The 21,606-nt window shown below is 70.7% G+C and carries 20 protein-coding genes; 6 read left to right on the top strand and 14 right to left on the bottom strand.

The features are described 5' to 3' along the window. Nucleotides 1-243 precede the first annotated feature (243 nt). From ABZ374_RS02740 to ABZ374_RS02730, 3 genes are read left to right on the top strand one after another with little or no spacing between them, the layout of a single operon-like run. Nucleotides 244-798 (top strand): sigma-70 family RNA polymerase sigma factor, encoded by a 555-nt coding sequence (locus ABZ374_RS02740; RefSeq protein ID WP_360305297.1) that lies wholly within the window; start codon nt 244-246, stop codon nt 796-798. Then, nucleotides 789-1,478, top strand: coding sequence for an Asp23/Gls24 family envelope stress response protein (locus tag ABZ374_RS02735; protein WP_360305295.1), 690 nt, complete (start codon nt 789-791; stop codon nt 1,476-1,478). The genes ABZ374_RS02740 and ABZ374_RS02735 overlap by 10 nt, the downstream gene beginning before the upstream one ends. Further along, a complete protein-coding gene (locus ABZ374_RS02730; protein WP_360305293.1) occupies nt 1,475-1,819 on the top strand; it encodes an Asp23/Gls24 family envelope stress response protein in 345 nt (114 codons plus the stop codon). The genes ABZ374_RS02735 and ABZ374_RS02730 overlap by 4 nt, the downstream gene beginning before the upstream one ends. 36 nt (nt 1,820-1,855) lie before the next feature. On the opposite strand, the gene ABZ374_RS02725 is transcribed toward ABZ374_RS02730, so the two are convergent. The 5 genes from ABZ374_RS02725 to ABZ374_RS02705 all read right to left on the bottom strand — a co-directional run bounded on the left by ABZ374_RS02725 (nt 1,856) and on the right by ABZ374_RS02705 (nt 8,449). After that, nucleotides 1,856-3,085, bottom strand: coding sequence for an FAD-dependent monooxygenase (locus tag ABZ374_RS02725; RefSeq protein WP_360305291.1), 1,230 nt, complete (start codon nt 3,083-3,085; stop codon nt 1,856-1,858). Between the two features lie 78 nt (nt 3,086-3,163). After that, on the bottom strand, nt 3,164-5,065 hold the full coding sequence (locus ABZ374_RS02720) for an ABC transporter ATP-binding protein (RefSeq protein WP_360305289.1): 1,902 nt from the start codon (nt 5,063-5,065) through the stop codon (nt 3,164-3,166). A 165-nt stretch (nt 5,066-5,230) separates the two neighbouring features. Continuing rightward, nucleotides 5,231-5,980 carry an enoyl-CoA hydratase/isomerase family protein gene (locus tag ABZ374_RS02715; protein ID WP_360305491.1) on the bottom strand — a complete coding sequence of 250 codons (750 nt, stop codon included), beginning with the start codon at nt 5,978-5,980 and terminating at the stop codon, nt 5,231-5,233. Nucleotides 5,981-6,206: 226 nt separating this feature from the next. Then, on the bottom strand, nt 6,207-6,440 hold the full coding sequence (locus ABZ374_RS02710) for a helix-turn-helix domain-containing protein (RefSeq protein WP_020553538.1): 234 nt from the start codon (nt 6,438-6,440) through the stop codon (nt 6,207-6,209). A gap of 410 nt (nt 6,441-6,850) precedes the next feature. Then, entirely contained in the window at nt 6,851-8,449 is a 1,599-nt protein-coding gene (locus ABZ374_RS02705; protein WP_360305287.1) for an ABC-F family ATP-binding cassette domain-containing protein, read from the bottom strand. 252 nt (nt 8,450-8,701) lie between these two features. Between ABZ374_RS02705 and ABZ374_RS02700 the strand changes: the two genes are divergently transcribed. Beyond that, complete coding sequence (locus ABZ374_RS02700) at nt 8,702-9,604, top strand: neutral zinc metallopeptidase (protein WP_360305285.1); 903 nt, start codon at nt 8,702-8,704, stop codon at nt 9,602-9,604. A gap of 213 nt (nt 9,605-9,817) precedes the next feature. On the opposite strand, the gene ABZ374_RS02695 is transcribed toward ABZ374_RS02700, so the two are convergent. Beyond that, nucleotides 9,818-10,249 (bottom strand): ATP-binding protein, encoded by a 432-nt coding sequence (locus ABZ374_RS02695; protein ID WP_360305283.1) that lies wholly within the window; start codon nt 10,247-10,249, stop codon nt 9,818-9,820. Between the two features lie 435 nt (nt 10,250-10,684). Here ABZ374_RS02695 and ABZ374_RS02690 point away from each other — a divergent pair, with 435 nt between their 5' ends. Continuing rightward, entirely contained in the window at nt 10,685-13,519 is a 2,835-nt protein-coding gene (locus tag ABZ374_RS02690) for a hypothetical protein (RefSeq protein WP_360305281.1), read from the top strand. 175 nt (nt 13,520-13,694) lie between these two features. On the opposite strand, the gene ABZ374_RS02685 is transcribed toward ABZ374_RS02690, so the two are convergent. Genes ABZ374_RS02685 through ABZ374_RS02650 form a run of 8 tightly spaced genes read right to left on the bottom strand, consistent with a single transcriptional unit; the run spans nt 13,695 to nt 20,417 of the window. Beyond that, nucleotides 13,695-14,027: a metal-sulfur cluster assembly factor gene (locus tag ABZ374_RS02685; protein WP_020553543.1), complete on the bottom strand. Its 333-nt coding sequence runs from the start codon at nt 14,025-14,027 to the stop codon at nt 13,695-13,697. Then, on the bottom strand, nt 14,024-14,518 hold the full coding sequence (gene sufU / locus ABZ374_RS02680; protein ID WP_360305279.1) for a Fe-S cluster assembly sulfur transfer protein SufU: 495 nt from the start codon (nt 14,516-14,518) through the stop codon (nt 14,024-14,026). Before sufU ends, ABZ374_RS02685 begins: the two co-directional genes overlap by 4 nt. Before the next feature lie 36 nt (nt 14,519-14,554). After that, nucleotides 14,555-15,814, bottom strand: coding sequence for a cysteine desulfurase (locus ABZ374_RS02675; protein WP_360305277.1), 1,260 nt, complete (start codon nt 15,812-15,814; stop codon nt 14,555-14,557). Next, a complete protein-coding gene (sufC, locus tag ABZ374_RS02670; RefSeq protein ID WP_360305275.1) occupies nt 15,811-16,575 on the bottom strand; it encodes a Fe-S cluster assembly ATPase SufC in 765 nt (254 codons plus the stop codon). The genes ABZ374_RS02675 and sufC overlap by 4 nt, the downstream gene beginning before the upstream one ends. 7 nt (nt 16,576-16,582) lie before the next feature. Beyond that, nucleotides 16,583-16,900: a non-heme iron oxygenase ferredoxin subunit gene (locus ABZ374_RS02665; protein WP_360305273.1), complete on the bottom strand. Its 318-nt coding sequence runs from the start codon at nt 16,898-16,900 to the stop codon at nt 16,583-16,585. Further along, a complete protein-coding gene (gene sufD, locus ABZ374_RS02660) occupies nt 16,897-18,129 on the bottom strand; it encodes a Fe-S cluster assembly protein SufD (protein WP_360305271.1) in 1,233 nt (410 codons plus the stop codon). The genes ABZ374_RS02665 and sufD overlap by 4 nt, the downstream gene beginning before the upstream one ends. A 3-nt stretch (nt 18,130-18,132) precedes the next feature. Continuing rightward, a complete protein-coding gene (sufB, locus tag ABZ374_RS02655) occupies nt 18,133-19,545 on the bottom strand; it encodes a Fe-S cluster assembly protein SufB (protein WP_360305269.1) in 1,413 nt (470 codons plus the stop codon). Further along, nucleotides 19,542-20,417, bottom strand: coding sequence for a metalloregulator ArsR/SmtB family transcription factor (locus tag ABZ374_RS02650; protein WP_360305489.1), 876 nt, complete (start codon nt 20,415-20,417; stop codon nt 19,542-19,544). The genes sufB and ABZ374_RS02650 overlap by 4 nt, the downstream gene beginning before the upstream one ends. 201 nt (nt 20,418-20,618) lie before the next feature. On the opposite strand from ABZ374_RS02650, the gene ABZ374_RS02645 reads away from it, so the two are divergent. Continuing rightward, complete coding sequence (locus ABZ374_RS02645; RefSeq protein WP_360305267.1) at nt 20,619-21,548, top strand: ABC transporter ATP-binding protein; 930 nt, start codon at nt 20,619-20,621, stop codon at nt 21,546-21,548. The last annotated feature ends 58 nt before the right edge of the window (nt 21,549-21,606 follow it).

Raw genomic sequence — 21,606 nt, 5'->3', positions numbered from 1 at the left:
GACCGGAACCCCACTCGGTCCCGCCTGTCATCGGTGCCCCTTGCCGGGTTCACCACACCTGTACGACACACACACCGGGCGAACGTCACGCGTCGTTCGGAGGATGTTTCGCGGAATCCGACGCTATCCCGCCGGGCGGTTCCCGGGCCGCATCCGGACCCGCGCCTCGCCGTGGGGTGGCGGTTCTCGTGTTGTGCCCTCGCGCGCAGTACCGTCGCCGGGTTGGGACGAGGAGGGAAGCCGATGGCCGACGAGGCCGAGCTCGACGAGGGCACCCTGGTGGTGCGGGCTCAAGAGGGCGACGCCGAGGCATTCGAGGTGCTGATGCGTCGGCACGGTCGTTCCCTGTACACGCTCGCGTTGCGCATCCTGGGACGCCCCACGGACGCGGAGGACGCGGTCCAGGAGGCGTTCATCAGCGCTTGGCGTCGCCTGCCCGGGTTCCGTGCCGAATCGTCGTTCCTGACCTGGATGTATCGCATCGTCACCAACCGCGCGTTGAACATCGCCCGGACCAGACGGCCCACGGTCGGCCTGGACCAGGTGCCGGATCGGGCGATAGAGCAGATGGCGGACAATCCGGAGCGACGGGCGGAGGGGTCGGCGGCGCTCAAGGCGCTTCAGGAGGCGATGACCACGCTCACCGAGGAGCAGCGCGCCTGTTGGGTTCTGCGCGAGTTGCACGGGCAGAGCTACGACGAGATCGCGGCGGCCGTGGGCATCGGGGCGAACGCGGTCCGAGGCAGGATCTTCCGAGCACGACAGACCCTGGCGGAGGCGATGCGGCCGTGGACGTGACGAACGAGGCGGGCGACGTGCCCGAGGCACTGCGGCTGCCGTCCGCGGCGGAACTGCTCGCGACGACCCGGCACGACCGGACACCGGCCGGGTCGGCGGACGCCGAGCCGGATCCGAACCTGCTGCCGTGCGGGCGAGATCCCGAGGCGGTGCTCGAACACGCCGCCGCGGGCGGGTCGGACGAGCACGAGCGCTCGTGTCCCGAATGCCAGGCGCTGCTGCGCGACCACTCGGTGCTCGACCAGGTCACCCGCGAATGGGCCGAGTTGCCGGTCCCGGTACCGGACGACCTGGGCGTGCGGGTGATGCGCCTGGTCCGGGCCGAGTTGCACACCGGCCGGCTGCTGCCGCTGGGCGAGCCGGACGAGCAGTTGACGCTGACCGAGAGCGCGGCGGCGCGTACGCTGCGCGCGGCGGTGGACGCCGAACCCGGTGTGCAGGCCCGCAGTTGCCGGATCCGGCCGTACGAGAACCGGGCGGGCGCGGCGGTGCCGGGACCGGTCACCGTGCGGTTGTCGGTCGGCGTGCCCTACGGCGAGCCGATCCACGCGCTGGCCGATCGGCTGCGCGAGCGGGTGCGCCGGGCCGCGAGCGAACGACTGGGGTTGGAAGTGGCGAAGGTGGACGTGGACGTGGTGGGCCTGGAGTCGGCCGCCGGGGACCGGGAGGCGAACCGATGAGGCAGCCCGCGACGCGCATCTCGCGCGAGATGTCCATCCTGGCCCGGACCACCGCCGGCAGCGCGGCGCTGACCGTGCCGGGCGTGGTGGACCTGCAACCGGGCCTGCTGGACGCGGTCGCCCAGGTCTCGGGCGGCCTGATCCAGCGCCGGGTCCCCGGGGTGACCACGCGCGTGCTCGACGGAATCCTGCACGTGGACGTGCAGTTTCGCGCGGCGGCGGACCATCGGGTGCTGGACGTGGCCCGCGAGGTGCGCGCGGCGGTCACCGCCGAGGTGCGCCGGCAGACCGGGCAGCAGCGGGTGGTCGTGCACATCCTGGTCACCGACGCCGGGGTGTGAGCGGCCCGCTCGCCGGCGCCCGCGCCGGGGTCGGGCTCAGGCGGGCGCGAGGCTGTACGAGGGCCGCTCGTTCAGGCCGGCCGGATCGTGTCCGGGCAGGTGGCCGTAGGCCCCGATGATGCCGCCGATCTCCTCGGTGGCGGTCAGCGGGCCGGTCGCGTCGGCGGCCCTGGGCACCCGTCCGTGGCCGATCAGTTGCAGCCACTTGTTCAGGGGCAACCGGGCCCGCTCGTACACCTCCAGGGCTTCGACCGGATCCCGGTACGAGACCAACGAGCGGGCCAGCACCCGCGCGTCGACGATCGACTCGGACGCGCCGCCGAGCACGTAGGGGTACATCGGGTGGGCCGCGTCGCCGAGCAGGGTGACCCGGCCGAACGACCACTGGTCCAGCGGCGGTCGGGTCACCAAGGGATAGCCCGAGGCTTCGGTCGGCGTCCTGACCATCGCGCCGACGTCCGCGCCGGCGATGCTCCAGCCGCGGAAGACCCGGGTGAGCCGGCGCAGGTCCGCGGGCCCGTTCCAGCCGGTGTCGCCGAGCTCGCCGGCCGATTGCCGATCGGGCAGCTCCGCGAGCCAGTTGGTGAGCGTGGTCCCGTCCCGGGGGTCGATCGGCTTGATCGGGTGCGCCATGAAGCGCGCCTCGCCGTGGGCGGTCATGATCATCGTGTGCCCGTCGGCGAACGGCGCACAGCGGGTGGTGCCACGCATCAGGATGCGCGGCTGCGCGACCGGGGAGCCCTCCTGCGGCAACAGCGTCGCGCGGGTCGCCGAGTTGATCCCGTCCGCCCCGATCAGCACGTCGGCCCGCTCCTGCCAGGGCCGCTCCGCGCCGTCGACGAAGTACGCGGTCACGCCGTCGTCGTCCTGGTCGAACCCGGTCAGCCGCGAGCCCGTGCGCACCGCCGAGCGCCCCAGTCGCTGGTAGACCGCGCGCAGCAGGGCGACCTGCAACTCGCCGCGGTGCACCGACAGATGCGGCCACAGGAAGCCGGCCCGCTGGCCGCGCGGCGCGAGCACCACGCGCTCGGCCGCCCGGTCGGGATAGGCCACGCCGGACAGCGGCACACCCAGGTTGGCGATCGGGTGGTAGAGGTCGAGTTCGGCGAGTTCGCGCACCGCGTGGGGCAGGAGGCTGATCCCCAGCCCGAGGGGCCGGATTCTCAGTGCCGCGTCGATCACCGTCACTTCGGTGATGCCCGCGTCGTACAGGCTCAGTGCCACAGCCAGTCCACCTATGCCGCCACCGGCGACGAGAACACGCACGTAGAAGCCCCTCTTGCCAACCACCTGGAATATCAACACACTACCCGCCGGTCGGGGCTGCGGTCGGCCGACGCGCGCTCAGATGGCCAGCGCCTCGGATTCGTCCGGCGCCACCTCCCGGTCCCGGAACTGACGGTGGTACAGGTCCGCGTACAGTCCGTTCCGGACGAGCAACTCGGCGTGCGTGCCGCGTTCCACGATGCCGCCGCCGTCGACCACCAGGATCAGGTCGGCGTCGCGCACGGTGGACAACCGGTGCGCGATCACCAGCGCGGTGCGGCCCTCGAGCGCGGTGGCCAGCGCCTGCTGCACCGCCGCCTCGGACTCGGAGTCCAGGTGCGCGGTCGCCTCGTCGAGCACCACCACCCGCGGTGACTTGAGCAACAGTCGGGCGATCGCCAGCCGCTGCTTCTCGCCGCCGGACAACCGGTGTCCGCGTTCGCCGACCACGGTGTCCAGCCGGTCCGGCAACTCGGCCACCAGCTCACCGATGTTCGCCCCGCGCAGCGCCGCCCACAGTTGCTCCTCGCTCGCGTCCGGCCTGGCGTAGAGCAGGTTGCCGCGGATCGTGTCGTGGAACATGTGCGAGTCCTGGGTGACCACGCCGACCGCGTCGCGCAGCGAGTCCAGCGTGACGTCGCGCACGTCGTGGCCACCGATCCGCACCGACCCCTCGGTCGCGTCGTAGAGCCGGCCGACCAGCGAGGTGATCGTGGTCTTGCCCGCGCCCGAGGGCCCCACCAGGGCCACCACCTGGCCGGGCTCGGCCCGGAAGGACACGTCGTGCAACACCGGTTCGGAGCGTCGCCGATCGAGTACCGCGACGCTCTCCAGCGAGGCCAACGAGACCTGGTCCGCGCCGGGGTAGGCGAACCCGACGCCGTCGAACTCGACCGTGGCCGCATCCGCCGGCAGCGGCCGGGCGTCCGGCTTGTCGGCGATCATCGCGGGCAGGTCGAACACCTCGAAGACCCGCTCGAAGCTGACCAACGCGGTCATCACGTCCACCCGCACGTTCGCCAGCGCGGTCAGCGGCCCGTACAGCCGCCCCAGCAACACCGTCAGCGCGACCAACGTGCCCACCGTCAGCCGCCCGTCCACCGCCAGATGCCCGCCGATCAGGTACACCAGCGCGGTCGCCAGCGAGGCGACCAGGGTCAGCGCGGTGGCGAACACCCGGTTCACCAACGCGATCCGGATGCCGATGTCGCGCACCCGGGCGGCCCGCCCGGAGAACAGCGCGTCCTCCTCGTCGGGCCGACCGAAGATCTTGGCCAGCATCGCGCCGGAGACGTTGAACCGCTCGGTCATCACGGTCGACATCTCGGCGTTCAACTGCATCTGCTCGCGCGTCATGGTCTGCAACCGACGCCCGATCCACTTGGCCGGCAGCAGGAACAGCGGGAGCAGGACCAGCGAGATCAGGGTGATCTGCCAGGCCAGGTAGAACATCGTGCCCGCCACCAGCACCAGGCTCACCAGGTTGGACACCACACCGGCCAGCGTCGAGGTGAACGCGCGCTGCGCGGACAACACGTCGTTGTTCAGCCGCGAGATCAGCGCGCCGGTCTGGGTCCTGGTGAAGAACGCGATCGGCTGCCGCTGTACATGCGCGAACACCCGACTGCGCAGCTCGTAGATCGACCCCTCGCCGATCCGCGCCGAATACCACCGCTCGGCCAGGCCGAACCCGGCGGCGAGCAGCGCGATGCCCGCCACCACCATCGCGAGCACGGTCACCAGGTGACCGTCGCCCTTGAGCACCCCGTCGTCCACGATCCGCTGCGCGAGCAGCGGCGGCACGATGGTCAACACCGCGCCGATCACGACCAGGACCAGATACGCGGTGATCTGCCGCGCGAAAGGTCGCGCGAACTCGCCCACCCGCCGAACCGTGCCGGGCGCGAGCCTGCGCTCGACCACCGACGCGTCCCGCGTGTAGGACCGCAGATTCATGCCCATCGGGCCGCCGCCACTCATCCCGCCTCGTTCCCCGTACATCCCGTACGTATCGAATGATCACAACAAAATCCTGAGTCAACCTCAGCACTTCGTGTACAGGAACGCCGGCATGGGCCTGCTTAGTCCCGGGTGCGATCCGGCTTTCGAGCGCGGACGGCGGCTCGACGTGTGACGCGGGTCTCGCTATTCGCCGGTCCCGGCGAGGTCGCGCAGCCGGCGGGCCTGGGCCGCGCGTTCGGCGGCACGCTGCTCGTCGTAGGTACGCGTCGAAGCGCCCGCGAGCAGGGCCTTCGTCTCGATCACCGCGTCGCGCGGCGCGGCCAGCAGCGCGGCCACCAGGTCGCGTGCGGCGCCGTCGAGTTCCTCGCCGGGCACGGCGAGGGTGGCCATTCCCGTCGACACCGCCTCCGCGGCACCGACCCAGCGCCCGGTGACACAGATCTCCAGGGCGCGGGCATAGCCGACGAGGTCGACCAACGGCTTGGTCCCGGCCAGGTCCGGGACCAGACCGAGCGCGGTCTCACGCATCGAGAACCGCGCGTCGTCGGCACACACCCGCAGATCGCAGGCCAGCGCCAACTGGAAGCCCGCGCCCACCGCATGCCCCTGCACAGCGGCCACGGTGATCAGATCGGGGCGCCGCCACCACGTGAACGCCTCCTGGAACGAGGCGATGGTCGCGTCGAGTTCGTCGTCGCTCGCCCCAGCCAAGGTGACGAGATCCGATTCCCCCGCGATGCCCCCTCCACCGGGGAACATCCGCCGATCCAGGCCCGCGGAGAAGGACGTACCCTCCGCGCGCAACAACACGGCCCGGACGTCACCGGGCAGGTCGCGACCGACTGCGGCGAGCGCGCGCCAGAGCGCGGGAGTCTGCGCGTTGCGCCGATCGGGGTTGGTGAGGGTCACCACCGCGAGCGAACCTTCGATCACGACCGAAAGGCCCTGCCGTGCCGCGTGATCGGCATCGCCGACCCCGCCGCCGTTGTTGTCCGTGCCGCCGTTGCTGTTCGTACTGTCGAGCTGATTCGCCACCACGTCCACGGTCCCTCCCGTGTTCGGGTCGCTTCCGTCGAACGACCACGCGCCCGACGTTACCGGTCGGTCACATGGTCGTTCGACGGACGGTACGGTGAATCCGATCCTCCGGAACTCGACCTCAGGCCGAGGACGACGCGGCGGTCTTGGCCTTGCCCCGCGTTGCCCCACCCCTGCCTCGGAGGGTCACCCCGGACTCGCTGAGCATCCGGTGCACGAAGCCGTAGGAACGGCCCGTCTCCTCCGCAAGCGCGCGGATGCTGGCACCGGAGTCGTACTTCTTCTTGAGGTCTGCCGCGAGCTGCTCGCGCGCGGCACCGGTCACCCGGCTGCCCTTCTTCAGAGTCTCGGCCACACGTGCCTCCTCATAGGAAGTGCGCTCTGGAATCCCATGATCACCCCTGGGGCATGGCATGGCCAGTGATTCCACCAGGCCCGAAGGCTTGATCATCGCGGCGCGTGGCCTCTTGCACACAAAGATCACCCGAGCGGAATCGCGCCTTCCCGTGCCGAATGCTTGACCGAATCCTGTGTCCGCCGACAAAGACGCTGGTCACCCATGAGATTCGCGACCTTGCTCTGCGTCGCCGTCGAGGCCGGTGAGCGACGTCACCCCAGGACCGGAACGACGGCTTCCCTTTGTGAGGGTTTCGTGGCGAAAACCTGTCGAGGGGACGAAAGCGATCACCCCGTCGGGTTGCCGATGACGGCAACCCGACGGGGTGTCGGTGGTTCCGGGGGTCCGGGCGCGGGCGCCCGGGTGGATCAGGCGAGCGCGACCAGGTCCGCGTAATCCTCGTTCCACAGGTCCTCGACGCCGTCCGGAAGCAGGATGATCCGCTCCGGCTGGAGCGCCTCGACCGCACCCTCGTCGTGGGTGACCAGGACGACGGCGCCCTCGTAGGTGCGCAGCGCGTCCAGCACCTCGGCGCGGCTGGCCGGGTCGAGGTTGTTGGTGGGCTCGTCCAGGAGCAACACGTTGGCCTTGGAGACCACGAGCGTCGCGAGGGCCAGCCGGGTCTTCTCACCGCCGGAGAGCACCCCGGCCGGCTTGTCCACGTCGTCGCCGGAGAACAGGAACGAACCCAGCACCTTGCGCACCTCGACCAGGTCGAGGTCGGGCGAGGACGAGCGCATGTTCTCCAGGACCGTGCGCTCCGGGTCGAGCGTCTCGTGTTCCTGTGCGTAGTAACCGAGTTGGAGCCCGTGGCCGGGTTCGATCTTGCCGGTGTCCGGATTCTCGACACCGCCCAGCAGCCGGAGCAGCGTGGTCTTGCCTGCGCCGTTGAGGCCCAGGATGACCACCCGCGAACCCTTGTCGATGGCGAGGTCGACGTCGGTGAAGATCTCCAGCGAGCCGTACGACTTGGACAGGCCGGTCGCCATCAGCGGGGTCTTCCCGCAGGGTGCCGGCTTGGGGAAGCGCAGCTTGGCGACCTTGTCCGACCTGCGCTCGCTCTCCAGCCCGGAGAGCAGCTTCTCGGCGCGCCGGGCCATGTTCTGCGCGGCCACCGTCTTGGTCGCCTTGGCTCGCATCTTGTCGGCCTGGGTGAAGAGCTGGTCGGCCTTCTTCTCCGCGTTGGCCCGCTCGCGCTTGCGCCGGCGCTCGTCGGTCTCGCGCTGGAGCTTGTAGGCGTTCCAGCCGACGTTGTAGATGTCGATGGTGGTGCGGTTGGCGTCCAGGTAGAACACCTTGTTGACGCACGCCTCCATCAGGCCGACATCGTGACTGATCACGATGAAGCCGCCCTTGTAGGTCTTGAGGAACTCGCGCAGCCAGCCGATCGAGTCGGCGTCGAGGTGGTTGGTGGGCTCGTCCAGGAGCAACGTGTCGGCGTCCGAGAACAGGATCCGGGCCAGCTCGACCCGGCGCCGCTGGCCACCGGAGAGGGTGTGCAGTTCCTGGCCCAGGATCCGGTCCGGCAACCCCAGGCTGGCCGCGATGGTGGCCGCCTCGGCCTCGGCCGCGTAGCCGCCCTTGGTCAGGAACTCGGTCTCCAGCCGCGAGTACTTGCGCATCGCCTTCGCGGCGGTCTCGCCGCTGGCGCTGGCCATCAGGCCCTCGGCCTCGCGCATCCCGGTCAGCGCCACGTCCAGGCCGCGCGCGGACAGGATCCGATCCCGGGCGAGCACGTCCAGGTCGCCGGTGCGCGGGTCCTGCGGGAGGTAGCCGACCTCGCCGCTGCTGGTGATGGTGCCGGACGCCGGCTGGGTCTCCCCGGCGAGCGTCTTGGTCAGGGTGGTCTTGCCGGCGCCGTTGCGGCCGACCAGGCCGATCCGGTCGCCGGCCGCGACCCGGAAGGAGGCCGGTTCGAGCAGGATGCGGGCGCCGGCCCGCAGTTCGACGTTGGTTGCGTTGATCATGAAGGACTGGACTCCCGGTCGGGGACTGACGAAGACGGACGGTCGTGCGGGGCTCGCAGGGGAAGCCACACCGCGCTAAGGCCGCTCGCGGGGATATCCAGAGAAACCGACCATGCACCCGAGTCTACGGGAGCGCCCACACCGGATTCCCGGGCGTCTTGCGGGCAGTGGAGCGACGCGGGCGATAAATACCTGAAAAAGGGATATCCGTCACCCCTGATCCCCCTCCTCTTCTACGCAGGCGGTGCCCCGATGCAGTTCGACGACGACGCGGATCTCGACACGTCGCAGATCGAGGACCGCCGCGGTGCGCGCGGCGGCGGGCCGCGCCGACCCGGCGTCGCGGTGGGCGGCGGCGCGGCGGGGCTGATCGTGGTGGTGCTCGGCCTGATCTTCGGCCTGAGCCCGGACCGGCTCGGCCTGAGCGACGACGGCGGCGGCGGCTCCGCACCGGCGGACAACCGCGCGCTCGAGGACTCGTGCCGCAAGGGCACGGACGCCAACGCACGCGACGACTGTCGGATCGTCGGGGTGGTCAACAGCGTGCAGACGTACTGGACCGACGAATACCGGCGCCAAGGCGCCGCCTACCGACCCGCGCCCACCCGATTCTTCACCGGCAGCACCTCGACCGCGTGCGGCGGGGCGACCTCGGCGGTGGGCCCCTTCTACTGCCCGGGCGATCGCAGGGTCTACATCGACCTGGGCTTCTTCGACGACCTGCGCGGCAGGTTCGGCGCCAGGGGCGGCCCCTTCGCCGAGGCATACGTACTCGCCCACGAGTACGGCCACCACATCCAGGACCTGACCGGCCAAATGGCCAAGGTCGGCAACGACCGCCAGGGCCCGCAGGGCGGCTCGGTCCGCCTCGAACTCCAGGCCGACTGCTACGCGGGCGTCTGGGCCCGCCACGCCACCACGACTCCACAGAGCAACGGCCGCCCCCTGATCACCAGCCTCACCGACCAGGACATCGCCGACGGCCTCGACGCCGCAGCCGCCGTCGGCGACGACCGCATCCAACAACAATTCCAGGGCCGGGTAACCCCCGAAACCTGGACCCACGGCTCCGCAGCCCAACGCCAAAAATGGTTCCACCAGGGCTACACCACAGCCGACCCCACCAAATGCAACACCTTCACCACCCCCCTCTAACCCCACCCAACCCACAAGTCCCCATCCCGCCGCCCCAAAGCAAACCAACCCAGCCGGCACACGAGGCGAACCAGCCCCGCCGGCGCTTGAGGCCAAATCAGCCCCGCCGGCGCATGAGGCGAACCAGCCCGGCCGGCGCATGAGGCCACCCAGCCCGGCCGGCGCATGAGGCCAATCACCGCAGCCCAGAACTCCCGCGCTCCGCGCCCGAGTTCAAGCCACGGTCTTCACATCGCACCAGACCACCTTCCCATCCGGCACCGGGTAACTCCCCCACTCCTCCGCCATCGCCTCCACCAACAACAACCCACGCCCATGCTCGTCCAGCAGGTCCACCGCACCCCCCGGCTCCGGAAGCGCCGCGTCGTGGTCCACGACCGCGATCCGAATCGAGTTCTCCCTCCGCAGCACCGCCACCGCGACCGTACGACCTCGCGTCGAGTGTTTGACCGCATTGGTGACCAGCTCCGACAGGAGCAGTTCGAGGGTGTCCCCGGGCGCATCGGGAGCTCGCTCGTCGAGCACCCGACGCAGCGCGTGCCGGGCTCGTGGGATCGCCTCCACGGTCGCCGTCAACCGCAACGACAGGAGCAGCGGACCGGCCGAAGCCTCCCCGGATCGCGGCGTTGATGCGGTTTCCCCCACGTCTCCCCCTGCTCTCCCCTGATGGCCCGAACGAGGCGGCCGGTGGCATCGGCGACCTTTGTCCAAGCTAGCCGTCCTTGTCTCCACTGTTGGTGAGATCGACTTCTTTCCCCCTCGTGAAACGTGGCGCGGGCCGGCGATGGACGCGTGACCGGCGCTCGATCGGCGCGCGTCCCCGGCGAAGGCGCCGTCGGGCGCCCTGGACACGGTTCCCGCCCTGCTCGGCGGGGTAGCGATCTCCGACGAAAGCCGCTCCGGGCAGCGCGCCGGGACCGCCGCGTGACCCGGATCGCACGGCCCGAGACGGGGCTCGGGGAACCAACCGATCCGCCGCTTCGTCCCGCAAGCAGATGGCAACGGCCCGGGACACCCCGGTGCCCGCTCGCCACCCGGCCGCTAACGTCGGGGGTACCGACCGCGTCACGGAGGACCTGCATGCAGCCCCGGCTCCAGGCCACTCTGGCCGATTTCGTACCGGCCCTGCGCTTCGTCGCGCCCGAACTCGTCGCGGACTACCTCGAACACGAGGACCTGCCCGCAGCGTGGTGGATGAGCGTGCCCGTGGTCCGGGCCGCGAACACCTTCGGTCGGGACGAGTTGCCGGGGCGCCTGGCCGATCTGGCCTACACCGAGCTTCGACACCTGCGCCTGGGCGACCTGTTGCCGGGGGCGTGGCTGGCCCGCAACGGCTTCCGCCTGTCCCAGTGGCCCGACGGCGCCCGGACGAACGTGATGGTGCGTACACCGGACTGGGCGGACCTGCTCACCACCACCGTGCGCGAGGTCGGCGACTGGACCCAGATCGGTACCTCGACGGTGCGCCCGTTGGTGGCCCGGCTGTTCGAGGAGGTGCTCGGGCTGCTGCCCGAGGACGACGAATCGGTGGACGTGGACGCGATGTTCGACCCACCCGAGACCGCCGCGAGCGAGCCGGTACCGGCACTCGCCTCGGCCTCGACGCTCGAACCGCGACCGGAACCGACCCCGACCGAGCTGGAGCCCGAGCCGGAACCCACCCCCGCACCGGCGCCCGTCCTGATCCCGCCCGCGCCGATCGACGGCGACTGGGACACCCCGGACGACTGGGGCGACCTGGACGAGGACGAACTACGCCCGGTCAAGCTGCCCGAGCCGCTGACCGCCGAACTGGGCACCGTGGTGCGCTGGCTGGCCGACCAGGCGCCGGACGTACCGCTGATGGCGCAACTCGCCCAGGTCACCCTGGAGACCGCCGCGGTGGTCGGCCTGGAGGACGCCTCGGAGGAGGTCCGGACGGCGTTGACCGCGCTGCTCACCCAGGTTCCGTCCGGGCTGCGGGCGTCGCTCGCGATGCCGGCGCCGCCGGTGGCCGGGCCCGGGAGCGACGAAGCGGCGGCCGAGCCGAGCGGGTCGTCCGCGTCGACGCCGGACGCGGCGGAGGGTCGGGACGCGTACGGCGAGATCCCGCCGCCCACCCGGGCCGACGTGGCCCCGGCCGCCGGCCGTCCGAAGCCGGTGCTCCGGACCGAGGACACCTCCGAGGACGCGCCGCCGCGCGCGGTGTCCGCCGAACTCGCGACCGAGGGCGACCAGCCCGGCGTGGACGCGTACGGCGAGACGCCGCCGATGACGGTCGCGGACATCCCGATCCGCACGCTCAAGGGACGCGGCCGGACCGCCACGCCCGCCGAACCGGCACCGCAGTCGACATCGAAGGCGGAGCCGGCGCCGAAGTCGAAGTCGGGGTCCGCCGGGTCGGATTCCGCCGAAGACCCCGGGCAGGACGCGTTCGGCGAGGTCCCGCCGCCCACCGCGGGCGCGGTACCGGCGGTGGGCGAGTCGGACGTGCCGCGCACCCCCGAGGGCCTGCGCATCCCGCCCCGACCGAGCCACCCGCCGCGCACCGCACCGGCCCCGACCTCCGCCGCGGAGCCGGCCGCGGCCGCCGCGACCACGGCGGAGGTACCGTCGGTGCCCGCGCCGCCGGACCACTCGGTGGTGCCGCGAACCAACCGGGGCACCAAGGCCGCCGCCGCCGACCTGGAGGCCACCGTCGAGATGGTGCCGGGCACGCTGCCCGCGACCGAGGACGTCACGATGCTCGTCGACCGGCCGCCGTCGCGCGCCGGCGAACCCGGCGGCGGCGACCCGGTCGCCATCCTGGGGTCCTGGTTCACCACCGCCGAACCGCAGCGCAAGGTGCTCGCCCGGGACCGGCTGTTCACCGACGCACCACGCGATCTGGAGTCGTTGGCGGCCGAGTTCGGCACGTCGCCGGCCGAGGTCAAGATCATGGAGCGGGACCTGCGGCGCAGCCTGGACGAGCGGATCGCCCGCTCCGAGGGCGCACCGGTCCGGGTGCACCTGAGCTTCGTCCGGGACCGGCTCGGCGTGCTGACCACGGTGTCCGAACTGCGCACGCTGCACCCCAAGCACACCGAGACCGTGCCGGGCCTGGAGATCCAGGTGTGGCAGGTGCTGCGCGGCCTGCTCGGCCTGCACACGTCGGTGGACGGGTGGCTTTCCACCGCGCCGCTCGGCGAGTTGTCCGACCGCACCCAGAGCACCCTGGACGCGGCCTGCGCGCACGGCCCGGTGCCGCTGCGGGCGCTGGAGCGCGACCTGGCCGCGATGGGCATCCGCAAGCCACTGCAGACCGCCTGGATCGGCCGGCTGGAGGGCTTCCAGGTGGAGAACGACCACGTGCTCTCCCGCTCGGCGGACACGCTGGAGCGGCCGGCCCAGAAGCAACAGCCGGCGCCGATCGGCGATCCGTCCTGGACCGCGGGCTGCTTCCGCGAGGACACCGGCGCGTGGGCGTTCCGGGTCGACGTGTCCACCGCGATGCTGGAAGGCGAGCCGGTCAAGGTGCCGGTGGCGTTCGCCCAGGCCCTGGGTGTCACGGCCGGCGGTCAGGTCCGGCTGCACCACGGACACGGCCCGGCGGCGCTGCGCTGGGCCGACACGCCCTACCTGGTGTCGCTGCGCGCGATCCTGGCCGGCCTGTCCGCGCACGAGGGCGACATGGTCTTCATCTCGTCCATCCACCAGGGCCGCCTGGAGGCCCGCCTGGTCCGCGGCGACGCCACGGTCCGCCTGCCCCGCTGGGCCCGCGCCCTACGCCACACCGGCGTCGACCCGGTCCCCGAGCAGGTCAACCTCCCCGAACTCCTCGGCGCCCGCATCGGCCTGGAACCCGGGATCGACCTCAAGGCCGTCCTGCACCGCCTCCAACAACGCGGCGACACCGACGTCCTCGAACTCCTCGGCGTGACCCAGCCCCGCCCCTGACGCGAAAAAGCGCCGGGCGGCCCGACGAAAGTCGACCACCCGGCGCCCCACACCAACCAACACCCAAGACCGATCCGGCCCACCCGGCACACGGAGCCGACTCGGCCCGGCGGGCGCACGAGGTCGAGCCGCCCGGCCGGCGCATGAGGCCGAAGGAGCCCGCCGGCCCCGGAAGCTACAGATTGAACCCGAGCGCTCGAAGCTGCTCGCGCCCGTCGTCGGTGATCTTGTCCGGCCCCCACGGCGGCATCCAGACCCAGTTGATCCGCATGTCCGCGACGATCCCCTCGGTCGCACTCCGCGTCTGGTCCTCGATCACGTCCGTCAACGGACACGCCGCACTGGTGAGCGTCATGTCGATGGTGGCGATGTTCGCGTCGTCCACGTGCACGCCGTACACCAGGCCCAGGTCGACGACGTTGATCCCGAGCTCGGGGTCGACGACGTCGTACATCGCCTCGGTGACGTCCTCCGGCGTGGCCGCCGGTCGCGCCTGCGTCTCGGTCATTTCTGCCCTTCCGTCGTCTCCGACGCCCGCCCGGGCGTCTCCGGCACCGGCACACGCGTCTCGAGCGCCTGCGCCGTGGCGTCCTTGAAGGCCATCCATCCCAGGAGCGCGCACTTCACCCGCGCCGGGTACTTGCTGACGCCGACGAACGCCACGGCGTCCTCCAGGACGTCCTCGTCCGGCTCGCCCTGCCCCTTGGACTGCATGAGCGCGAGGAAGGCGTCCCCCGCGTGCAGCGCGTCCTCGATGGTGTGCCCGATCACCAGATCGGTCATCACGGACGCGCTGGCCTGACTGATCGAACAGCCCTGGCCCTCGTAGCTGACGTCGAGAACCTTCTCGCCGTCCAGCTTCACGCGCAGCGTGACCTCGTCCCCACAGGTCGGGTTGACGTGGTGGACCTCGGTGTCGAACGGGTCCCGCAGCCCCTTGTTATGGGGGTGCCGGTAGTGATCCAGGATGATCTCCTGGTACATCCCGTCGAGCTTCATCTCTTCGCCTCCCGCCCCTGCCCGGCCGAATCGTTGCTAACCGAAAAACTGTCGAACATGTTCCAGCCCGGCCACCAACGCGTCGACCTCGGCCGGCGTCGAGTAGAGGTAGAACGAGGCTCGTGTGGTCGCCGGCACGCCGAACCGCAGGCAGACCGGACGGGCGCAGTGGTGACCCACCCGGACCGCGATGCCCTGCTCGTCGAGCACCTGACCCACGTCGTGCGGGTGGATGTCGCCGAACGTGAAGGAGATCGCCGCACCGCGTGCCACGTTGTCCGCCGGACCGATGATCTTCAGACCCTCGACGGCGTTGAGCGCGTCGATCGCGTAACCCGTGATCGCGTGCTCGTGCGCGGCGATGCGATCCATGCCGATCGCCGACAGGTAGTCGATCGCCGCACCGAGTCCGACCGCCTCCGTGATCGGCGGGGTGCCGGCCTCGAACTTGTGCGGCGCGGGCGCGTACGTGGACGCGCTCATCGTCACGGTCTCGATCATCTCGCCGCCGCCCAGGAACGGCGGAAGCTCCTCCAGCAGGCCCAGCCGGCCCCACAACACGCCGATGCCGGTCGGCCCGCACATCTTGTGGCCGGTGAACGCGACGAAGTCGGCGCCCAGGGCCTGGACGTCGAGCACCATGTGCGGCGCGGCCTGCGACGCGTCGACCACGACCAGGGCGCCGACGTCGTGCGCCCGGCGCACGATCGGCTCCAGGTCGTTGACCGTGCCGAGGATGTTCGAGGTGTGCACGACCGAGACGACCTTGGTCTCCTCGGTGATCACCTGCTCGATGTTCGACAGGTCGAGCCGGCCCTCGTCGGTGAGCCCGAACCACTTGAGCTTCGTGCCGGTGCGCTGCGCGAGCAACTGCCACGGAACGATGTTCGAGTGGTGCTCCATCTCGGTGATCACCACGTCGGCGCCCACGCCGACCTTGAACGGTTCGTCCGCCCAGGTCAGCATGTTGGCCACGAGGTTGATCGCCTCGGAGGAGTTCTTGGTGAAGATCACCTCGTCCCGGCTGGGCGCGTTGATGAACGCCGCGACCTTGTCCCGGGCACCCTCGTACAGCGCGGTGGCCTCTTCGGCCAGCACGTGCACGCCCCGGTGCACGTTCGCGTTGCTGTTCGCGTAGTAGTGCGTCATGGCGTCGATCACCTGACGCGGGGTCTGCGACGTCGCCGCGTTGTCCAGATAGACAAGCGGTTTGTCGCCGTGCAGGAGCCGTTCGAGGATCGGGAAATCCTTGCGGATCGTGTCCGTGTCGAGCAGCCCCGGCAGGTGCACTGTCATGCAGTCTCCCCCTTGCCGGTGTACGCCTCGTAGCCTTCGTCTTCCAGCTTGTCCGCGAGTTCGGCGCCGCCGGACTCGACGATCCGGCCGGCCGCGAAGACGTGCACGTGGTCGGGCTTGATGTACTTCAGGATGCGGGTGTAGTGGGTGATCAGCAGGGTGCCGATCTGCCCGGTGGCCTGCACCCGGTTCACGCCCTCGGACACCACGCGCAGCGCGTCGACGTCCAGGCCGGAGTCGGTCTCGTCCAGGATCGCGATCTTCGGGCGCAGCAGCTCCAACTGAAGGATCTCGTGGCGCTTCTTCTCGCCGCCGGAGAAGCCCTCGTTGACGTTGCGCTCGGCGAAGGCCGGGTCCATCTGGAGACGCTCCATGGCCTCCTTGACCTCCTTGATCCACAGCCGCAGCTTGGGAGCCTCGCCACGGGTGGCGGTGGCGGCGGTGCGCAGGAAGTTGGACACCGAGACGCCGGCGACCTCGACGGGGTACTGCATGGCGAGGAACAGGCCGGCGCGGGCCCGCTCGTCGACGGTCATGGACAGCACGTCCTCGCCGTCGAGCAGCACACTCCCGCCGGTCACCTGGTACTTCGGGTGGCCCGCGACCGAGTACGCCAGGGTCGACTTGCCGGAGCCGTTCGGGCCCATGATGGCGTGGGTCTCGCCCTGCTTCACGGTCAGGTCGACGCCGCGAAGGATCTCGCGCGGACCGTTCTCGGCGTCCACACTGACGTGCAGGTCGCGGATCTCAAGCGTTGCCATAACGGACTCAGGACTCCTGGTTCACTTCGACATAGACGGCGCCGCCGTCGATCTTCACGGGGTACACGGGGACCGGCAGATTGGCCGGGGGGCCCGAGGGACGGCCGGTACGCAGATCGAAGCGCGAGCCGTGCAGCCAGCATTCGATCGCGCAGTCCTCGACCTCTCCCTCGGAGAGCGACACGTTGGCGTGCGAGCACACGTCGTTGATCGCGTAGACGTCGCCCTCGGTGCGCACGAGGGTGACCGGGACCTCGTCGAGCACGACGCGCAGCGGCGTGTCCTCGTGCAGGTCGGTCTCGGCACACGCCTTGAGGTAGCTCATCGGGCGCCGCCTTCGAGGCGCGCCTCGATCTGCTTCATCAACCGCTCCTGGAGGTCGGCGATGCCGACCCGGGCGATCACCTCGGCGAAGAAGCCGCGCACGACCAGCCGGCGGGCCTCGTCCGCCGGGATGCCGCGCGACTGGAGGTAGAAGAGCTGCTCGTCGTCGAAGCGCCCGGTCGCGCTGGCGTGCCCGGCGCCGGCGATCTCGCCGGTCTCGATCTCCAGGTTGGGCACCGAGTCCGCGCGCGCGCCGTCGGTGAGCACCAGGTTGCGGTTGAGCTCGTAGGTGTCGGTGCCCTCGGCGGCGGCCCGGATGAGCACGTCGCCGATCCACACGGTGTGCGCGTCCGCGCCCTGCAGCGCGCCCTTGTAGGTGACCAGGCTGCGGCACTGCGGCACGTCGTGGTCGACGAACAGCCGGTGCTCCAGGTGCTGGCCGGCGTCGGCGAAGTAGACGCCGTACAGCTCGGCGTCGCCGCCCGGGGCGTCGTAGACCACGCGCGGGAACAGCCGGACCAGGTCGCCGCCGAGGGTGACCACGACCGACGTGAACGACGCGTCCCGACCCACCCGGGTCAGGTGCGAGGCCACGTGCACGGAGTCGGCGTCCCAGTCCTGGATCGACACGACCTTGAGACTGGCGCCGTCGCCGACGATGAACTCGACGTTCTGCGCGTAGGTCGCGGAGCCGCCGTGGTCGAGCACCACGGTCGCCTCGGCGAACCGCTCGACCTCGATCGTGACGTGCCCGAACGCGGTGCCACCGGCGCCGTGCAGGGTGACCACGACCGGCTCGGCGAGCTGTGTGTCCTTGCCGACCACGACGAGCGTGGCCTTCTCGAACGAGCTGTACGCCTGGGCCGCGACCCGGTCGACGGGCGCGCCGGCCCGGCCGATCCGCGCGTCGGTGCGGTCGACGGTCTCGACGGTGACGCCCTCGGGCGCGGTCACCGAGACGGTGACCTCGCCCCGGTCTCCGCCGGCGGCGGTGCCGTCGTGCAGGCCGCGCAGGCGGGCCAGCGGGGTGAACCGCCAGTCCTCCTCGCGACCGGTGGGCACCACGAAGTCGGCCACGTCGTAGGACGCGGCGGCGACCTGACGGGCGTCCGCGGGCTGGGCGACCGAGCGGCCGGTGCCGGGGCCGGCGAGCACGTTCTCGGCCCCGGCCTCGCGCACGGCGATCGATCCGGCGGTGGTGCTACCGGGAGTGTTGGTGTTCGCAGCCATGGACTAGCCCACAGCCCCTTCCATCTGAAGCTCGATCAGGCGGTTCAACTCGAGGGCGTACTCCATGGGGAGTTCGCGCGCGATGGGCTCGACGAACCCGCGCACGATCATCGCCATGGCCTCGTCCTCGGTCATGCCGCGGCTCATGAGGTAGAAAAGCTGGTCGTCGGAGATCTTGGAGACGGTCGCCTCGTGACCCATCGACACGTCGTCCTCGCGGACGTCGACGTACGGGTAGGTGTCCGAGCGGCTGACCGTGTCCACGAGCAGCGCGTCGCACTTGACCGACGAGGTCGAGCCGTGCGCACCCTCCTCGATCTGGACCAGACCGCGGTAGGAGGTGCGGCCACCGCCACGCGCGACCGACTTGGACACGATGTTGGACGACGTGTTCGGGGCGCAGTGCACCATCTTCGAACCGGCGTCCTGGTGCTGGCCCTCGCCCGCGAAGGCGATCGACAGGGTCTCGCCCTTGGCGTGCTCGCCGAGCAGCCACACGGCCGGGTACTTCATGGTGACCTTGGAACCGATGTTGCCGTCGATCCACTCCATCGTGGCGCCCTCGTGGGCCACCGCGCGCTTGGTCACCAGGTTGTACACGTTGTTCGACCAGTTCTGGATGGTCGTGTACCGCACCCGGGCGTTCTTCTTGACGATGATCTCGACCACGGCCGAGTGCAGCGAGTCCGACTTGTAGATCGGCGCCGTGCAGCCCTCGACGTAGTGCACGTGCGAGCCCTCGTCGGCGATGATCAGCGTGCGCTCGAACTGGCCCATGTTCTCGGTGTTGATCCGGAAGTAGGCCTGGAGGGGGATCTCCACGTGCACGCCCGGCGGGACGTAGATGAACGAGCCACCGGACCACACCGCGGTGTTCAGCGCGGAGAACTTGTTGTCGCCGGTCGGGATGACCGAGCCGAAGTATTCCTTGAACAGCTCCGGGTGCTCGCGCAGCCCGGTGTCGGTGTCCAGGAAGATGACGCCCTGCTCCTCCAGGTCCTCGCGGATCTGGTGGTAGACGACCTCGGACTCGTACTGCGCGGCGACGCCCGCGACCAGGCGCTGCTTCTCCGCCTCCGGGATGCCGAGACGGTCGTAGGTGTTCTTGATGTCCTCGGGCAGGTCCTCCCACGAGGCGGCCTGCTTCTCGGTCGAGCGCACGAAGTACTTGATGTTGTCGAAGTCGATCCCGGAGAGGTCGGAGCCCCACGTCGGCATCGGCTTCTTGCCGAAGAGCCGAAGGCCCTTCATGCGCTGCTTCAACATCCACTCGGGCTCGGACTTCTTCGCCGAGATATCCGCGACGACCTCTTCGGAGATGCCTCGTCGCGCCGAGGCGCCGGCGGTGTCCGAGTCGGCCCAGCCGTACTCGTAGGTGCCCAGGCCCTCGAGCTCGGGGCGAGCGTCGGTGGTCATGAAGTAGTCCTCCCGGAAGCCGGGGTGGCGTCGGTCGATTCCCGCGAACGGGAAGGGCCCCGGCGCGGCGGATTCTTGTCTTCGCTGCGTTTGCGGCCGGACGAGCCGGCCAGGCCGGACGAGCCGACCTTCGGGCCGGACGAGCCGACCCCGCGACCGGTCGCACCGGCCGATTCAACCTGCACAGCGGGAACGTGCGTGGTGCAGACGCCGTCGCCGTGGGCGATCGTCGCCAGCCGTTGCACGTGCGTGCCGAGAAGGCGTGCGAACACCTCGGCCTCGGCCTCGCAGAGCTGCGGGAACCGCTCGGCGACATGAGCCACCGGACAGTGGTGCTGGCAAAGCTGCTCTCCGCCGGGTGCGGGCCGCGCACTCGCGGCATACCCGTCGGCGGACAGCGCCTCGGCCAGCGCTCGGGCCCGCTCCCCGGGAGGCGCGGACTCGACCGAGGGACGATACCTCTCCTCGCGGGCGGCAAGCCGCTCGCGGGCGAATTTCGCCACCGCCTCGTTGCCGAGATGCTCGGCCACGAAGCTCAGCGCCTCGGCCGCCAGCTCGTCGTACTCCTGGTGGAACCCGGAGCGGCCGACGTCGGTGAGCGCGAACACCTTGGCCGGACGGCCCCGGCCTCGGCGCCCGTGGACGCGCTGTTCGGTGGCCTCGACTACACCCTCGGCGACCAGTGCGTCCAGATGGCGACGCACGCCCGCCGGGGTCAGCTCCAATCGTTCGGCCAGATCCGCCGCGGTGGACGGGCCGTGGTCGACGATCGAACGGGTGACCCGGTGCCGGGTGCCCTCGTGACCGTCATGCTCGGGCGTGCCGACAGCCGCGGCGGGGGTCCGCCTCGGTGCCTCTTCGCTCGTCCGCATGTATTCCACAACACCATTGTTGCGTTAATCGTTCGCCAGACCAAACGGTGATCACGTGCGGTCCGTCACTTAGGTGTGCCTAACAACACACTCGCGCGGACGACCCCTCCGACCTGCGGATTTTCCTGACACACCGTCAGGTGTGCCGATCCGGAAGACCCCCACACGAAGGGCACCCGGACCTTTCTAGACTGACTCGTCATGGACTCCTCGCCGCCGGCAGTCGCGATCACCGGCCTGGTCAAGCGCTACGGCGACAAGACCGCCGTGGACGGGCTCTCGCTCACCGTCGAACGCGGCCTGGTGACCGCGGTGCTCGGCCCCAACGGAGCCGGCAAGACCAGCACGATCGAGATCTGCGAGGGCTACCGGCGGGCCGACGCGGGACGGGTACGGGTGCTCGACCTGGACCCGGTGCGCGACGCCGCCGCGCTGCGGCCCCGGATCGGGGTGATGTTGCAGGCGGGCGGCGTGTACTCGGGAGCCCGCGCCGAGGAGATGTTGCGCCACGTCGCGAAGCTGCACGCGAACCCCCTGGACGTGCCGATGCTGATCGAGCGACTGGGCCTGGACTCGTGCGGGCGCACCACCTACCGGCGGTTGTCCGGCGGACAGCAGCAGCGCCTCGCGCTCGCGCTCGCCGTGGTCGGCCGCCCCGAACTGGTCTTCCTGGACGAGCCGACCGCCGGCCTCGACCCGCACGCCCGGCACGCCACCTGGGACCTGGTGCGCGAGCTGCGCACCGACGGGGTGAGCGTGGTGCTGACCACCCACCTGATGGACGAGGCGGAAAAGCTCGCCGACGAGGTGGCGATCGTGGATCGGGGTCGGGTGATCGCGTCCGGCTCGCCCGAGGCGCTGTGCCACGACGGCGCGGAGAATTCGCTGCGCTTCGCCGGGCCGCCCGGCCTGGACCTGGGCTCGCTGCTGAACGCGCTCCCGGAGGGCGCCAAGGCGATCGAGGTCTCCCGCGGCGCGTACCGGATCGAGGGCGACATCGACCCGCAACTGCTGGCCACGGTCACCTCGTGGTGCGCGCAGCACGGGGTGATGCCGGAGCGGCTGACCGTGGAACGACGCAGCCTGGAGGACGTGTTCATGGAGCTGACCGGACGGGAGCTGCGGAGTTGAGCGCGGTGGCGAAGGAGCAGACGCGCGGTACGTTCGTGCCCGCGCCGGGGGCGGCGCC

It is taken from the genome of Embleya sp. NPDC005971, from assembly GCF_040629175.1.
In the GTDB taxonomy this organism is placed as follows: Bacteria; Actinomycetota; Actinomycetes; order Streptomycetales; family Streptomycetaceae; genus Embleya.
The sequence above is the reverse complement of the archived record's forward strand: the minus strand, read 5'-3'. Positions and strand labels throughout refer to the sequence as shown.

Coding starts and splice junctions, on each gene's coding strand:
- sufC (WP_360305275.1), bottom strand. CDS start 16,575: ATGGCAACGCTTGAGATCCGCGACCTGCACGTCAGTGTGGACGCCGAG.
- sufU (WP_360305279.1), bottom strand. CDS start 14,518: ATGAAGCTCGACGGGATGTACCAGGAGATCATCCTGGATCACTACCGG.
- ABZ374_RS02740 (WP_360305297.1), top strand. CDS start 244: ATGGCCGACGAGGCCGAGCTCGACGAGGGCACCCTGGTGGTGCGGGCT.
- sufD (WP_360305271.1), bottom strand. CDS start 18,129: ATGGCTGCGAACACCAACACTCCCGGTAGCACCACCGCCGGATCGATC.
- sufB (WP_360305269.1), bottom strand. CDS start 19,545: ATGACCACCGACGCTCGCCCCGAGCTCGAGGGCCTGGGCACCTACGAG.
- ABZ374_RS02705 (WP_360305287.1), bottom strand. CDS start 8,449: ATGATCAACGCAACCAACGTCGAACTGCGGGCCGGCGCCCGCATCCTG.
- ABZ374_RS02645 (WP_360305267.1), top strand. CDS start 20,619: ATGGACTCCTCGCCGCCGGCAGTCGCGATCACCGGCCTGGTCAAGCGC.
- ABZ374_RS02720 (WP_360305289.1), bottom strand. CDS start 5,065: ATGAGTGGCGGCGGCCCGATGGGCATGAATCTGCGGTCCTACACGCGG.
- ABZ374_RS02700 (WP_360305285.1), top strand. CDS start 8,702: ATGCAGTTCGACGACGACGCGGATCTCGACACGTCGCAGATCGAGGAC.
- ABZ374_RS02650 (WP_360305489.1), bottom strand. CDS start 20,417: ATGCGGACGAGCGAAGAGGCACCGAGGCGGACCCCCGCCGCGGCTGTC.
- ABZ374_RS02730 (WP_360305293.1), top strand. CDS start 1,475: ATGAGGCAGCCCGCGACGCGCATCTCGCGCGAGATGTCCATCCTGGCC.
- ABZ374_RS02675 (WP_360305277.1), bottom strand. CDS start 15,814: ATGACAGTGCACCTGCCGGGGCTGCTCGACACGGACACGATCCGCAAG.
- ABZ374_RS02665 (WP_360305273.1), bottom strand. CDS start 16,900: ATGAGCTACCTCAAGGCGTGTGCCGAGACCGACCTGCACGAGGACACG.
- ABZ374_RS02685 (WP_020553543.1), bottom strand. CDS start 14,027: ATGACCGAGACGCAGGCGCGACCGGCGGCCACGCCGGAGGACGTCACC.
- ABZ374_RS02690 (WP_360305281.1), top strand. CDS start 10,685: ATGCAGCCCCGGCTCCAGGCCACTCTGGCCGATTTCGTACCGGCCCTG.